Here is a 12,400-nt window from a genome sequence, read left to right as displayed (position 1 = left end):
ATGGTGGCTGGATTGCCGCCGCACCAGCCGCCGCACCAAAGGACTGCCATGACTGCCATGCATCCCTCGGGCCCCGGGGCCCTCCGGCTCATTTTTCCCCAGTGGCAAGGCGCTGCCGGCGCCGGTGCCGTCGGCTCGCTGCCGGCGGGCCAGCCGCACCAGACCCAGCTGTCCTACCATCTGGGTCCGTCGCTGCTCGAGCTGCTTTCCCCCGAGCATGACGGACCCACAGCTTTTGTACCCGTCAGCACCGACACCTCCGAAGCCGCCGTCGAAACGGTGGACGGCATCTACGCCCGGTCTGCTGTGCTCCTGCAACTCCAGGAAGCCGTGCGGGTGATGCAGGAAGCGGATCCTCAGTCCGTGGTGACCTTCGGCGGCGAGTGCTCGGTAAGCGTTGCGCCGTTCAGCCATCTGGCCGCCCTGTACGGAGATGACTTGGCAGTGCTGTGGGTGGACGCCCACCCGGATACCGGTATGCCGGGCGACGGCTACACCGGCTTCCGGTCCATGTCCCTGGCCACCCTTGCCGGGCTGGGCGACCCGGAGTTCCTCGCCGCGCTGCCGGCGGTGGTGCCTGCGGGCAATGTCCTGCAGATTGGGCTGCGGGACTGGCAGGACCCGGGGATCGAAACGAAGCAGCGGCTGGGTATACGCAGCGTGGGAATCACTGACACCCCCGAGGACACCCGGCGGATCCTGGAGTGGCTCGCCCTGACCGGGGCCACTAAGCTGGCCATCCACGTGGATCTGGATGTCCTTGACCGGCGGGACTTCGCGGACAGGACAGGCTCCGGAACCCGCGGGGTCCGCGTTCCGGACCTGCTGCGCATCATGGACGCCGTGGGCGAGGCAGGAGAAATTGTCGGTCTGTCCCTTGCCCAGCATGCACCCCTGGAACTGCTCCGGCTGGGCGGGCTGCTGCGGGATCTTCCCGTCTGATCATCCCCCCGTGCTCAGCGGTAGCCGCGGTAGCCGTTCCAGGCCAGCCGGCGGGCGCGGTGCGGATCCGAGACGATCAGGTCCGTGGCGTCGAATACTTTGGTGGTCCGGCTACGGCTGTCGTAGCCCGGCCACAGCGGGCCCGGACGGCCGGTCCGGGCGAAACGCAGCAGCGCCCCGCGGAAACGGTTCCCCACCGCAACGGCTGTGGACTTACCGCCGGCCAAGGTCAGAAGGCGTCCCAGCCCGGAGTCGTAGTTGCCGAACACCGCTGGAATATCCAGTCCGTGCGTGGCGCCCACACCCAGGATCCGGGCCATCGTAGGGGCGTAGTCGAACCGGTAGGACCATACGGGGGCATGGGCGCTGTGGGCCTCTGCGACCTGGACGCTGGGCAGCCAAAATACAGCGTCCCCGCCGACGTCGACCGCCTGGTGTTTGCCCGGGTAGCCCGGGTAGGCCGCCAGCACCTGGTCCTGCAGCTCCGGCGCGGTCCGGGCGAACATCTTCTCGATACGCTCCGGCTTGGTGGGGAGGATGTCTTCGAACCGGTCGAAAAGGGCCCCTTCACGGGACATGTTGCCGATGACCAGCGGCACGGGATGCGCTTTGCCCGTACGGAACGCGTCGAGGGGATGCAGGGGCAGGAAATGCCCGTCCACCACCGGCGCCACGGCCCGCGTTCCGGGATCCGTCTCCGGGGCTATGCCGCGTGTCAGCCGCTGCGTTGCTTCCACCAGGCGCTCGGCCGGTATCCGGGCCAGCGCATCCGCTGCCCCGGCCTCGTCCACCCCCAGCAGTTCCAGCAGCGAAGCCGCCCATTTTTCCGGCAGGCCCGGTCCGTAGGCAGTGGCGGGCGCTGAACTCTGGGCGAATGCCCGGTGGAAAAGCCCCCGTGCGGACGGTACGCACATCAGGGCGGTGATCGACATGGCGCCGGCGGATTCGCCGAAGACCGTGACGTTGCCGGGGTCACCGCCGAAGCCCGCTATGTTCCGCTGCACCCAGCGCAGGGCCGCCACTTGGTCCGCCAAGCCGAGGTTCACGTCGAAGGCCCGCTGCGGTGTCGAATAACGGCGGAAGTCCATAAAACCCAGGGCACCCAGCCGGTAGTTCATGCATACGTAGACCACGTCGCCGCGAAGGACCAGATTGGTGCCGTCATAGGCGGGGGCCGAGGCGGCGCCGGAGGTGAACGCTCCCCCGTGGAAATAGACCAGCACCGGGCGAGGTGCTGCCGTTTCGGCGGGTGCCGTTACGTTGATGGTCAGGCAGTCTTCATCCATGCGGGTCTTCGGGCCTGCACCAAGTCCGGTTCGGGTCCGCACCTGGGGCGCCGCAGGCCCGTACCGTGTTGCGTCCAGCACATCGTTCCACGCCGCCGCCGGCTGGGGCAGGCGCAGGCGGCGTTCCCCGGTGGGCGGTGCCGCGTACGGTATCCCCCGCCAGGAACGCACACCGCGGAGGACCGTGCCGCGCACCAGCCCTTCCGTGGTCGCAACGGTCAGGTTCGGTTGAGCCGTAGTTATTGACACAGCTTTCCTTCCGCGGGTGTTCAAGGCACCGCGATCCTATCCGCGCCGGCCAAGCGCGGGCTACGGCTGCACCCCCTTTCCGCTGGCAAATGAGCTAAGCCGAGGGCGGACGCACCCGGCCCGACTCCGCAAAATATCGACAGCATGCTTATGGTGGAGGAACGGAACCGTAATCAACGAAAGGAATGTCGAATGTCACGCATCGCCATTATCGGAGGGCACGGAAAAGTCGCACTGCACCTCGCCCGCCGGCTTACCGCATCCGGACACCAGGTCAGCTCGCTCTTCCGCAATCCGGAGCACACCTCCGACGTGGAACAGACCGGGGCCGACGCGGTGGTCGCCGACGTCGAAAACCTCTCCACGGAACAGCTCACCGAGCTGCTGAACGGGGCCGACGCCGTCGTCTGGACTGCGGGTGCAGGCGGCGGCAGCGCTGAGCGCACCTACGCCGTCGACCGTGATGCCGCCATCCGCTCCATGGACGCGGCCGAGGCCGCAGGTGCCCGGCGCTATGTGATGGTTTCCTACTTCGGGGCCGGCAAAAACCACGGCGTTCCTGAAGACGACTCCTTCTACTCCTACGCCGAGGCCAAGGCGGACGCCGATGAACACCTCAAGGCCAGCAACCTGGACTGGACAATCCTCGGTCCCAGCGCACTGACCATGGACCCCGGAACCGGTCGGATCGAAACCGGGCCGGGCATCACCGGCGGGCAGGTCTCCCGCGAAGACGTGGCCCATGTGGCCGCCGAGGTCCTGGACCGTCCCGCAACCATCGGCCGGACGATCGAGTTCAACAACGGCCCGACGCCGGTGGCAGAGGCCCTGGACTCCCTCGCCTGAGCCGGGTCTCTCGCTGGCGTTGTGCCGGCGGAACCGCCTAAGGTCCCGAACACCCCCCATCCGAAAGGAACACCATGAACCAGCCGGAGCAGCAGCAGGAAGTACCGGGAACCCAGAAGGAGATGACGCCTGTCCCCGACTGCGGTGAAGAAACCTACCGCGGAAGCGGCAAGCTCACCGGCAAGGCAGCGGTCATTACCGGCGGTGACAGCGGGATCGGGCGCGCCGTGGCCATTGCCTACGCACGCGAGGGCGCCGACGTGCTGATCTCCTACCTCAGTGAGGACGAAGACGCCCGCGACACTGCGCGCCTCGTGGAGGAAGCAGGACGGAAGGCAGTCCTGGTCCGCGGGGACCTGGACACTGCTGAGCAGTGCCGGAAGGTCATCAGCACTGCCGTGGAAGAGTTCGGCAAGGTGGACATCCTGATTCACAACGCCGCCTTCCAGATGGACCGGGAAAACATTGAGGACATCCCGGACGAGGAGTGGGAGTACACGTTCAAGGTCAACATCAACGCGATGTTCTATCTGGTGAAGGCCGCCCTGCCGCACATGGGTCCGGGGTCCTCCATCATCGGCACCTCGTCCGTCAATTCGGATATGCCGGTACCCACCCTGGCACCGTACTCAGCCACCAAGTCCGCCATTGCCAACTTCTCCGCGAGCATGTCGCAGCTGCTTGGCGACCGGGGAATCCGGGTGAACAGCGTGGCTCCGGGACCCATCTGGACCCCGCTGATCCCCGCCACCATGCCGGCGGACAAGGTGGGTTCCTTCGGTGCGGACACCCCGCTGGGGCGTCCCGGCCAGCCCGCTGAACTGGCGCCGGCCTACGTGCTGCTCGCCTCCGATGACGGAAGCTACATTTCAGGTGCCCGAATTGCCGTTACCGGAGGAAATCCCATCCTCTAGTTCCGGCGGCCGCTGAAAGCCGTACGCAACCAAAAGGACCAGCCGTGCAAACCGCACGGCTGGTCCTTTTTTTGGCACGCCCGGAAAAGCTAGCCGGTGATCTTGTACTTCTCCCGGTCCGCGGCATCGAGGACCCGCTGCTCTTCCAGGGCCATGGCGCTGCCGCCGCGGCTGCGCGGCATCCACCATGCACCGGGTTCGGCAGCCACCGGGTAGGTGTCAATGCAATGGTCTATACCGACCTGCAGTGCCTCCTGCAGGCGGAGGGTCTCCTGTGCCACGTCCACGTCGCCGTCGAGACGGATCATTTCGCCCACGTGCACGCGCACCGGGTTCTTCCAGACGGACTTGATGCTCAGCCCGTGCCCGCGGGTCATCATGCGGTGACCGCCCCACACGGAGACGGGAATGATGGGCACGCCCGCTTCGGCGGCCATGCGCACCGCACCGGTCTTCAGCTCGCGGACGGTAAAGCTGCGGCTGACGCCTGCTTCGGGCAGCACCGCGAGATAATCGCCGCCGCGGAGCTTTTCAACCGACTCCGTATACGCCGCTGCGCCGTCGGCACGATCCACAATGACGTGCTCGCACCAGTCGCATACAGCCTTCACAAAGGACTTCCTGGCGGCCTTCTTGGTGACCAGGAAGCGCATGTGGACCTTGAGCTTGCGCCACATCAGCAGCTCTGCGAAGGCGAAGTCCAGATAACCGAAATGCGTGATGGCTACTACTGCGCCCTTGCCGGGGACCACTTTCCGGTCCAAGCCGCGGATTTCCTCGGCCATCGGAAGGTTCTCCAGCCCGGACGGGATCACCGGAACAGAGAAAATGGCGCGGGCTGCAAGCCCCGTAAACACGATGCTTCGGTACACATACTTGTTGGGGGAACGCTTGGAAGGCAACGTCGGCTCCTGAGTTTGGGGGGAAATTCGGGGCAGGCAATAAAATCCTACCGTGGACACGCCGTCCCCGTTGCCGATCCCGTTGCCGCCCCCCCCCGTTGCCGCCGGCCTCCTTTCGTTGCCCGCGGCTCCCCCGCGGCGCCGGGGAGCAGACGGGAGCCGTGCGGAGGGCTATCTTTTGAGCCATGGCCATTCGCGGGAAAGCCACGCCTGCCTCGGATCCCGCTGCCCTGGATCCCGCCGCGCTGGAGGATGCACGCCTGGGCAACGTGGACTGGATGCTGCATCCCCGGGGGTCGGTCCGCTCCCGCTTCGACGCCCCCAGCGGTTCCCTGGCGGCTCTAAGCATGGGTGATCCGGAGGATCCGGCAGTGATCCTGGTGCCCGGGGCCATGGGCTCGAAAGAAGATTTCTCCCTGATGCTCCCCGGGCTGGCTGCTGCGGGGTACTTCGCCTTCAGCTTTGATCTGGCCGGCCAGTACGAGTCGGCCGCCGCCGGCCCCGAAAACCTGGACCCGCCGCGCAGCCGGTACGACTACGACCTGTTTATCGCGGACCTGCTTGCCGTCCTGGCCGTCCACGGACCGGCGCACGTAGTGGGGTACTCATTCGCCGGCGTCGTAGTCCAGCTTGCGGCGCTGCGGCGGCCGGACCTGTTCCGCAGCATCACCCTGCTTGGCTGCCCGCCGCGCGGCGGGCAGAGTTTCCGGGGCGTCAGCCGGATCGGCTGGCTCGCACCGCTGGTCAGCGACCGCCTCAGCGCCGACTTGATTGTTTGGGGCGTGCGGCGCAACTTCATCCGGGCCGACGCCGGGCGGATGAAGCTGGTCAACCACCGGTTCACCGTCACCCGGCGGGACTCCGTCCGGGACATGGTGGGGCTGATGCGCCATGCCCCGGACCTGCGGGCCGCCCTGGGGGCGTCCACGCTGCCGAAGTTCGTCGCCGTCGGCGAACATGACGTGTGGCCGGTGCGGCTGCACCGCGAATTTGCCGCGAGCATCGGCGCCTCGTTCGCCGCCTACGGCAGCGGGCACAGCCCGTGCGAGGAATCTCCGCACCAGCTCACGCGCGACCTGCTGCGGATGTACCGGTCCGCGGCGCCGGGCACGCCGTGAACTCCGCAGCCGGCGCCGCACCGCCCGCCGGTACCGGCGGCGTTCGCGCAGGCGGCGCAGCGGCGGTTCGCCGCGGAAATCCACTTTGAAGGTCACGTACGCCATGGCCACCCGGCGGTACACGTCTGCCCAGGTGTACAGCGGCCGCGCGGATACGCCCACCCGCAGGTGCCGGTCCCAGCGGACATCCATCTCCGCCCGCACCTGGTACCCCAGATCCAGGTCGTCATGCACGGGAGGGGCGCCGCGGTGCACCCGTCCGCGGAGGCGGGACCACATGCTGCGGTGGAAGCCGAAGTTCGACCCGAACAGCGGCGGATGCCCCATGAGCAGGCGCATGGACCAACGGTAGCCGCCGATATACAGATTCTGCGCAACCCAGCGGATCAGTGAGCCGGAGCCGTAAAAATCGCCGGGTCCCGTGACCGCGGTGTTTTCACCGGCGTCGAGCATGGCCGCCTCCAGTTGCGCCAGCCATGACGGGGGCGGCACCGAATCGGCGTCGAGCCGGGCCAGCCATTCCCCGTTTGCCTCATCGAATCCGCGGAAGGTTGCCGCAGCCACTCCGACGTTGGGCTCATAGACGCGCCGGACGCCTGCGGCACGGCAGACGGCCGCGGTGCCGTCGGTGCTGGCGTTGTCCACCACCACAATCTCATCCGGTACCCGCGTCTGCTGCGCCAGTGCCCGCAGGCAGACGGCGAGCATCGCCGCGTCATTGCGGGCGGGAATTACCACCGAGATAGTCGACATCTCATCCTGACGGCCCGGTCCGGGTGGGGCTTTGTCGATTCTGCCACGCGCAGTGTCCACCGGCACGTCACAGGGCTTAACCCGCGGTAATGCCGGGCCATATTCCTTGGCTGCGGGAAACCTGCGGAACTAGCGTTGCTGAACCGCGGCGGATACCCGCCCCAAAAGGTTCTTCCCCTAGGAGCAGTTGCAATGCTTATTTCAGGCCTGCTGGTTGGCGTTGCCCTCGGTTTCGTGATGCAACGGGGGCGTTTCTGCGTCACCGGTGCGTTCCGGGACGTGTGGGTCACCCGCAGCACCCGCTGGCTTACGGCCTTCCTGGTGGTGGTGGCCGTGCAGAGCGTCGGCGTCTTCGCCCTCGACGCCGCCGGGGTCATCAGCCTCTCCGCCAACGCATTCCCGTGGCTGGCCACGATTATTGGCGGGTTTATCTTCGGTTTCGCCATAGTGCTGGCCGGGGGCTGCGCAACCGGCACCTATTACCGCGCCGGTGAAGGGCTGGTGGGCAGCTGGTTCGCCCTGGCCGCCTATGCCCTGTTCGCGGCCATCATGAAGACGGGCCCGCTGTCCGGCTTCAACACGGCCATGCGCTCGGTGACCGTGGAACAGAGCAACTTCTATTCGGTGCTGGGAGTATCACCCTGGCTGTTTGTGGCCCTGCTGGTCGCCGGCGTCGGCCTGGCGGTCCGCCACCACCTGCGCAAGCCGAAGATCCGCCTGGCATCGCTGCCTCCGGCGAAAACCGGACTGGCGCACCTGCTGTTCGAGAAGCCGTGGAACGCCTTCGCCACCGCTGTAGTGATTGGCCTGATCGCCATTGCCGCGTGGCCGCTGAGCTGGGCCACCGGCCGCCAGGACGGGCTGGGCATCACGACGCCGTCCTCCAAGCTGGTGGGCTACCTGGTCACCGGTGATCCGGAACTGGTGGACTGGGGTGTGTTCCTGGTGATCGGCATCCTGCTTGGCTCCTACATTGCGGCCAAGGGCAGCGGCGAGTTCCGGGTCCGCGTGCCCGACGCCGCCACCGTCCTCAAGAGCTTGGGCGGTGGTGCCCTGATGGGCATCGGTGCCGCGCTGGCCGGCGGGTGCACCATCGGAAACGCCATGGTGCAGACCGCGCAGTTCAGCTTCCAGGGCTGGACGGCCCTGGTCTTTATGATCCTCGGCACCGGCCTGGCCGCGAAGCTGACCATCCTCAACCGCCGCTCGGCGCCTGCTCCGGCCCGCGTGCCCGCCGGCGTCTAACCCCACCCCCGCAAGAAGAAAAGGAACACCACAATGGCTCAGGTCACCCTGGAAACCAACGGATCCGTCTGCCCCTTCCCGCTCGTGGAAGCAAAAGAGGCTATGAAGACGCTGAACACCGGAGACGAACTCGTGATCAACTTCGACTGCACGCAGGCTACGGATGCCATCCCCCGCTGGGCGGCGGAAAGCGGCTACCCGGTTACGGACTTCGCCAAGACCGGGCCGGCAGAATGGTCCATTACGGTGCAGAAGGCCTAGCGGTATCAGGACCGTCTGCCGGTTTTAGTCCCCGTACTGCAGCTAATCCTTCCGGCGTGCCCGGCTGGGCTGCACCCGGGGCGGCTCACCGGGCATTTTGGGATAGTCCGGCGGGAACGGCAGCTCGCCCAGCCCGTTGGACACATCCCGTTCCCACCATTGGAGCAGGACGTCGATGGATCCCGGGTTCCGGTACATGTCCGCCCACGGGTCCCCTACCGTGCGCAGCCGTTCCGGAATGGTGGCGATGGTGAAGTCCGCCGGATGCACGTGCTCCAGTTCGTCCCAGGTAATCGGGCAGGAAACCGGTGCATCCGGCAAGGCCCGCGGACTGTAGGCACCTGCCATGGTGCGGTCCCGGTTGGCCTGGTTGAAGTCCACGAAAACGCGCTCTCCGCGCTCCTCCTTCCACCACGCCGTCGTCACCTGCTCCGGCATCCGGCGCTCCACCTCCCGGGCCGCGGCGATTACCGCGTGCCGCACCTCCAGGAACTCATGCTCGGGCCGGATCGGGGCGAAGAGGTGGATGCCGCGGTTGCCCGAGGTCTTGATGAATGCCTCCAGGCCGGCCTCGGCCAGGATGGTGCGCAGCTCTTGGGCCGGGCGGACGGCGTCGTTGAAATCGGTTCCCGGCTGCGGGTCCAGGTCTATGCGCAGCTGGTCCGGGTTGTCCGTGTCTTCCGCCCGGGACGGCCACGGATGGAACACCACGGTGTTCATCTGCACGGCCCAGACGGCGGCGGCCGGCTCGTCCAGCACCACCTGCGGATGGGACCGGGCGCTGGGGTACTTCACGGTGACCCCTCGCATCCAGTCCGGCATGCCGCGCGGCGGGTTCTTGGAGAAGAAGACTTCGCCGCCGATGCCTTCCGGAAAGCGTTCCAGCGACACCGGCCGGTCGCCGTTGGCGCGGATGAAGGCCTCGCCCACCTCGGCCATGTAACGGGCCAGGTCGAGTTTGGTGATGCCCGGCTTGGGCCAGAGCACCCGCCCCGGACTGGAGATGCGGACCTGCCGCTCCCCTTCCGGACCGGGAACGGTCAGGGTGGTTTCCTCACGTGCCATGGGCCTGCTTCCCCTCTAAGGACCTTTGATCCACGAGGTTACCGTGTCAGGCGGCAGGAACGCCCAGCTTGGGATCCACCGGTGTGCCGGGGCGGACATTCTTGCGGCCGTGCACAAAGTGGTACAGCACGGTGGATGCCAGCACGACGGCGGCCAGCACCCAGTACATTCCGTGGTACCCGGTAACCGGCAGGAGCATGCCCAGCAGCAGCGGCCCCACGCCAATGCCTGCGTCCATGAGGATGAAGAACGTGGAGGTGGCCAGACCGATCCGGTGCGCCGGTGCCATGCTGACGGCGATCGCCTGGGCGCACGGCATCAGGGCGCCGAATCCGAAGCCCAGGAAGATCCCGGCCACGGCCAGCACGGCGTTGTTGGGTGCGTAGGCAAGCAGGGCCAGGCCGGCGGCGAAGGACACCAGAGTCGGGTAAATCACGGCATTGTCGCCGTGGCGGTCCTGGATGCGTCCCACAAAGAGCCGGGACACCAGCACCACCGCGGCATAGACCACAAAGAAGAGGCTGGCACCTAGGACCAGGCCCTCGGACTGGGCGTAGGAGTTCAGGAAGGACAGGACCCCCGCGTAGGCGGCGCCGGCTATGAACATTACGGAGGCAATGGACAAGGCTCCGGGATCAATGATGTCCGTCAGGTGCATCCGCCACTTGTTCTTCTGTTCCTCCGGCGTGGGCGTGCGCTCGGGCAGGCGCAGCACCAGGGACAGGACAAGTGCGACCGCGGCGCAGGCGGTGGTGACCAGGAAGAGGGCGCGGTAGCTCACCGAATCCACCAGCATGACGGCGAGGAACGGCCCGACGGCGGTGGCCAGTGTGGTCGAAATGCCGAAGTAGCCGGTGCCTTCCCCGCGCCGGTTGATCGGGATTAGCCCCATCACGGACGCGGAAAGGCTCGTGCTGGCCGCGCCGAACGCTGCACCGTGGATGATCCGCACGGTAAGCAGCAGGGCCAGGCTGTCCGCCGGGATGTACAGGAGTGCGGCCACAACGAAGACGGCCAGGCTGACAATCAGCAGCCGGCGCCGTCCGACAAAGTCGAGGAACTTGCCCGCGAAAACCCGGGCCAGCAGGGCGCCGATAACAAAGGAACCGGATGCGAAGCCGCCGGCGCTGTCCGAGGCCGTGAATTCCTCAACGGCATACAGGGCCATGCTGGTCATCAGCAGGTAGAACACCATTGAGAGGAACAGATTGGTGATGATCGCCAGCACAAATCCCTTGGTCCATAATTTCTGACCGCTGCCAGCCACTGCGTTCTCCTGTTTTCTCCGATACGCGCCGCCACCGATTGGAAGGCGACCTAACGATCTTACGCGCGGACACGGGCGCCCGGGCTGCTGCGGAAGGAAAAAGCGACGAAGGCCACAGGACTGCGGGGTAGTGGAAAAGCCATCAGGGGCATCAGGAACCACACATGTATCACTTCCCGGGCCCACCGCCACCCGGATGCGGCCCCGCAGCAGCCGGACCGAGACTGAACGGCCCGGAATTTCCGGTGCCAGAGTGACTAAACAGGAGCAAAGTAATTTCCTGCGCCTAGCACACAGCGGCGCCACTCACACCCTCCAGAGAAGCTGATCACTAAATGGTTATCCAACCGTAACCGTCTCGTATGGTTGAACGCATGCCGCTTTCTGATGCGGCTCCCCCGGGCTTGTTACCTAGCTCTGCCGCTGGTCCGGGGTCCACAGAACGCACCACCACGGCAGAGGCGGGGGAACCAATTACGGGTTCCTTGAATCCTTGGGGTTAAGCCAAACCGGATTCAGTCCGGTCGGCCGGGTGACTCCCATCCGCATCCGACAGCTCACCTCGCAGGTATCGGGAGAGGTTATCTACATGTCTTTCAACAAGTCCCAGGGACGCCACCGCGCCGAGACCACCGGCGTATGGTCCACCATCTCACTGGCCACCGCTACCCGCGGACGGACCATCGGCAGCACCGCGGCCGTTGTCGCCGCAGGTTCGGGCCTGATGCTCGGTATGGCCGCACCGGCCTCCGCCGGCGTTGTGGCCAACGACAACTACACACCCACCCAGACCACGGCACCGGCCGCTCCGGCTGCTCCGGTTGCCGCCCCCGTGGTTGAGGCTGCTCCCGTGGCCGCTCCGGCGGCCGCTTCCACCCACACCGTAGTTGCCGGTGACACCCTCGGTGCCATCGCCAGCACCTACGGTACGAGCCTGGAGAACATCCTCTCCCTCAACGGCCTGTCCATGGCCTCCGTCATCTACCCCGGTGACGTTGTGACCTTGTCCGGTGACGGCGCTGCTGCTGCCCCCGAGCTCAGCTACGCTGCCGCGTCCTACTCCACCGAGGCTTACGCCGCTCCGGTCCAGGCCGCTGCCGCCAACACCGGTGTGATCAGCACGCAGGCCACCTCCGTGACTCCGTCTCCGGCCGCTGCACCGGTGGGCGGCACCAACGCCATCATGCTGGCCTCGGCCTACTCGCAGCTGGGCGCAGCCCAGGACTGCACCGTGCTGGTTGAGGTTGCGCTCCGCGCCGCCGGCCACTCCGTAGGCGACCTTGCTCCCGCCCAGCTGGCGGCATACGGCACCCAGGTCTCCACCCCGGAGCCCGGCGACATGGTCTACTACGCCGACGGCGGCATGGGCCTGGCCCACATTGCCATCTACGTAGGCAACGGCGAAGCCATCCACAGCGGCTGGAACGGCAACCAGACCGTAGTCCAGTCCGTCAACGTCGGCTCCGGCCCCGTGTTCTACCGCGCATAAGGCTTCACCGCCCTATCGCACGGCCGGCAGGCGTTAGTCCGCTGACCAAACAAAGCGTCCGTT

11 protein-coding genes, 1 pseudogene and 1 riboswitch are annotated in these 12,400 nt (G+C 66.6%); of the genes and pseudogenes, 7 read left to right on the top strand and 5 right to left on the bottom strand.

Features of this window, described 5'->3' with window-relative positions; genetic code table 11:
* The first annotated feature begins 48 nt into the window (after nt 1–48).
* The gene (locus QNN98_RS08405) at nt 49–942 is read left to right on the top strand and encodes an arginase family protein (RefSeq protein WP_227911251.1); all 894 of its coding nucleotides are present in this window, start codon (nt 49–51) and stop codon (nt 940–942) included.
* Between the two features lie 14 nt (nt 943–956).
* Here the strand turns inward: QNN98_RS08405 and QNN98_RS08400 are convergent, their stop codons facing one another.
* Complete coding sequence (locus QNN98_RS08400; protein ID WP_283996797.1) at nt 957–2,477, bottom strand: carboxylesterase/lipase family protein; 1,521 nt, start codon at nt 2,475–2,477, stop codon at nt 957–959.
* Between the two features lie 192 nt (nt 2,478–2,669).
* On the opposite strand from QNN98_RS08400, the gene QNN98_RS08395 reads away from it, so the two are divergent.
* Together QNN98_RS08395 and QNN98_RS08390 are read left to right on the top strand one after the other, a co-directional pair.
* Nucleotides 2,670–3,323 (top strand): SDR family oxidoreductase, encoded by a 654-nt coding sequence (locus QNN98_RS08395; protein ID WP_283996796.1) that lies wholly within the window; start codon nt 2,670–2,672, stop codon nt 3,321–3,323.
* A gap of 74 nt (nt 3,324–3,397) precedes the next feature.
* Nucleotides 3,398–4,237, top strand: a complete 840-nt coding sequence (locus tag QNN98_RS08390) for an SDR family oxidoreductase (RefSeq protein ID WP_227911246.1) — start codon at nt 3,398–3,400, stop codon at nt 4,235–4,237.
* An 89-nt stretch (nt 4,238–4,326) separates the two neighbouring features.
* Here the strand turns inward: QNN98_RS08390 and QNN98_RS08385 are convergent, their stop codons facing one another.
* The gene (locus QNN98_RS08385) at nt 4,327–5,139 is read right to left on the bottom strand and encodes a lysophospholipid acyltransferase family protein (RefSeq protein WP_283996795.1); all 813 of its coding nucleotides are present in this window, start codon (nt 5,137–5,139) and stop codon (nt 4,327–4,329) included.
* 185 nt (nt 5,140–5,324) lie between these two features.
* On the opposite strand from QNN98_RS08385, the gene QNN98_RS08380 reads away from it, so the two are divergent.
* Nucleotides 5,325–6,257, top strand: coding sequence for an alpha/beta fold hydrolase (locus tag QNN98_RS08380; RefSeq protein WP_227926369.1), 933 nt, complete (start codon nt 5,325–5,327; stop codon nt 6,255–6,257).
* 210 nt (nt 6,258–6,467) lie between these two features.
* Here the strand turns inward: QNN98_RS08380 and QNN98_RS08375 are convergent.
* Nucleotides 6,468–7,010, bottom strand: a pseudogene (locus QNN98_RS08375) (glycosyltransferase family 2 protein); the annotation flags it as partial.
* 192 nt (nt 7,011–7,202) lie between these two features.
* On the opposite strand from QNN98_RS08375, the gene QNN98_RS08370 reads away from it, so the two are divergent.
* Complete coding sequence (locus QNN98_RS08370; RefSeq protein WP_227911238.1) at nt 7,203–8,255, top strand: YeeE/YedE family protein; 1,053 nt, start codon at nt 7,203–7,205, stop codon at nt 8,253–8,255.
* 33 nt (nt 8,256–8,288) lie between these two features.
* Nucleotides 8,289–8,516, top strand: coding sequence for a sulfurtransferase TusA family protein (locus QNN98_RS08365; protein WP_227926371.1), 228 nt, complete (start codon nt 8,289–8,291; stop codon nt 8,514–8,516).
* Between the two features lie 42 nt (nt 8,517–8,558).
* Here the strand turns inward: QNN98_RS08365 and ligD are convergent, their stop codons facing one another.
* Nucleotides 8,559–9,581: a non-homologous end-joining DNA ligase gene (gene ligD / locus QNN98_RS08360; protein ID WP_227911227.1), complete on the bottom strand. Its 1,023-nt coding sequence runs from the start codon at nt 9,579–9,581 to the stop codon at nt 8,559–8,561.
* A 46-nt stretch (nt 9,582–9,627) separates the two neighbouring features.
* Nucleotides 9,628–10,848 carry an MFS transporter gene (locus QNN98_RS08355; RefSeq protein ID WP_283996794.1) on the bottom strand — a complete coding sequence of 407 codons (1,221 nt, stop codon included), beginning with the start codon at nt 10,846–10,848 and terminating at the stop codon, nt 9,628–9,630.
* A gap of 435 nt (nt 10,849–11,283) precedes the next feature.
* Nucleotides 11,284–11,433: riboswitch (cyclic di-AMP (ydaO/yuaA leader) on the top strand.
* Nucleotides 11,434–11,437: 4 nt separating this feature from the next.
* Between QNN98_RS08355 and QNN98_RS08350 the strand changes: the two genes are divergently transcribed.
* Entirely contained in the window at nt 11,438–12,337 is a 900-nt protein-coding gene (locus QNN98_RS08350) for a C40 family peptidase (RefSeq protein WP_283996793.1), read from the top strand.
* Nucleotides 12,338–12,400: the final 63 nt, after the last annotated feature.

The sequence above is a fragment of the Arthrobacter sp. zg-Y1143 genome (genome assembly GCF_030125565.1).
Lineage (GTDB): Bacteria > Actinomycetota > Actinomycetes > Actinomycetales > Micrococcaceae > Arthrobacter_B.
The sequence above is the reverse complement of the archived record's forward strand: the minus strand, read 5'-3'. Positions and strand labels throughout refer to the sequence as shown.

What these genes read in the sequence shown, in the direction of transcription:
- QNN98_RS08405 (WP_227911251.1), top strand. Translation starts at nt 49, where the DNA reads ATGACTGCCATGCATCCCTCGGGCCCCGGGGCCCTCCGGCTCATTTTT.
- QNN98_RS08395 (WP_283996796.1), top strand. Translation starts at nt 2,670, where the DNA reads ATGTCACGCATCGCCATTATCGGAGGGCACGGAAAAGTCGCACTGCAC.
- QNN98_RS08390 (WP_227911246.1), top strand. Translation starts at nt 3,398, where the DNA reads ATGAACCAGCCGGAGCAGCAGCAGGAAGTACCGGGAACCCAGAAGGAG.
- QNN98_RS08380 (WP_227926369.1), top strand. Translation starts at nt 5,325, where the DNA reads ATGGCCATTCGCGGGAAAGCCACGCCTGCCTCGGATCCCGCTGCCCTG.
- QNN98_RS08370 (WP_227911238.1), top strand. Translation starts at nt 7,203, where the DNA reads ATGCTTATTTCAGGCCTGCTGGTTGGCGTTGCCCTCGGTTTCGTGATG.
- QNN98_RS08365 (WP_227926371.1), top strand. Translation starts at nt 8,289, where the DNA reads ATGGCTCAGGTCACCCTGGAAACCAACGGATCCGTCTGCCCCTTCCCG.
- ligD (WP_227911227.1), bottom strand. Translation starts at nt 9,581, where the DNA reads ATGGCACGTGAGGAAACCACCCTGACCGTTCCCGGTCCGGAAGGGGAG.
- QNN98_RS08350 (WP_283996793.1), top strand. Translation starts at nt 11,438, where the DNA reads ATGTCTTTCAACAAGTCCCAGGGACGCCACCGCGCCGAGACCACCGGC.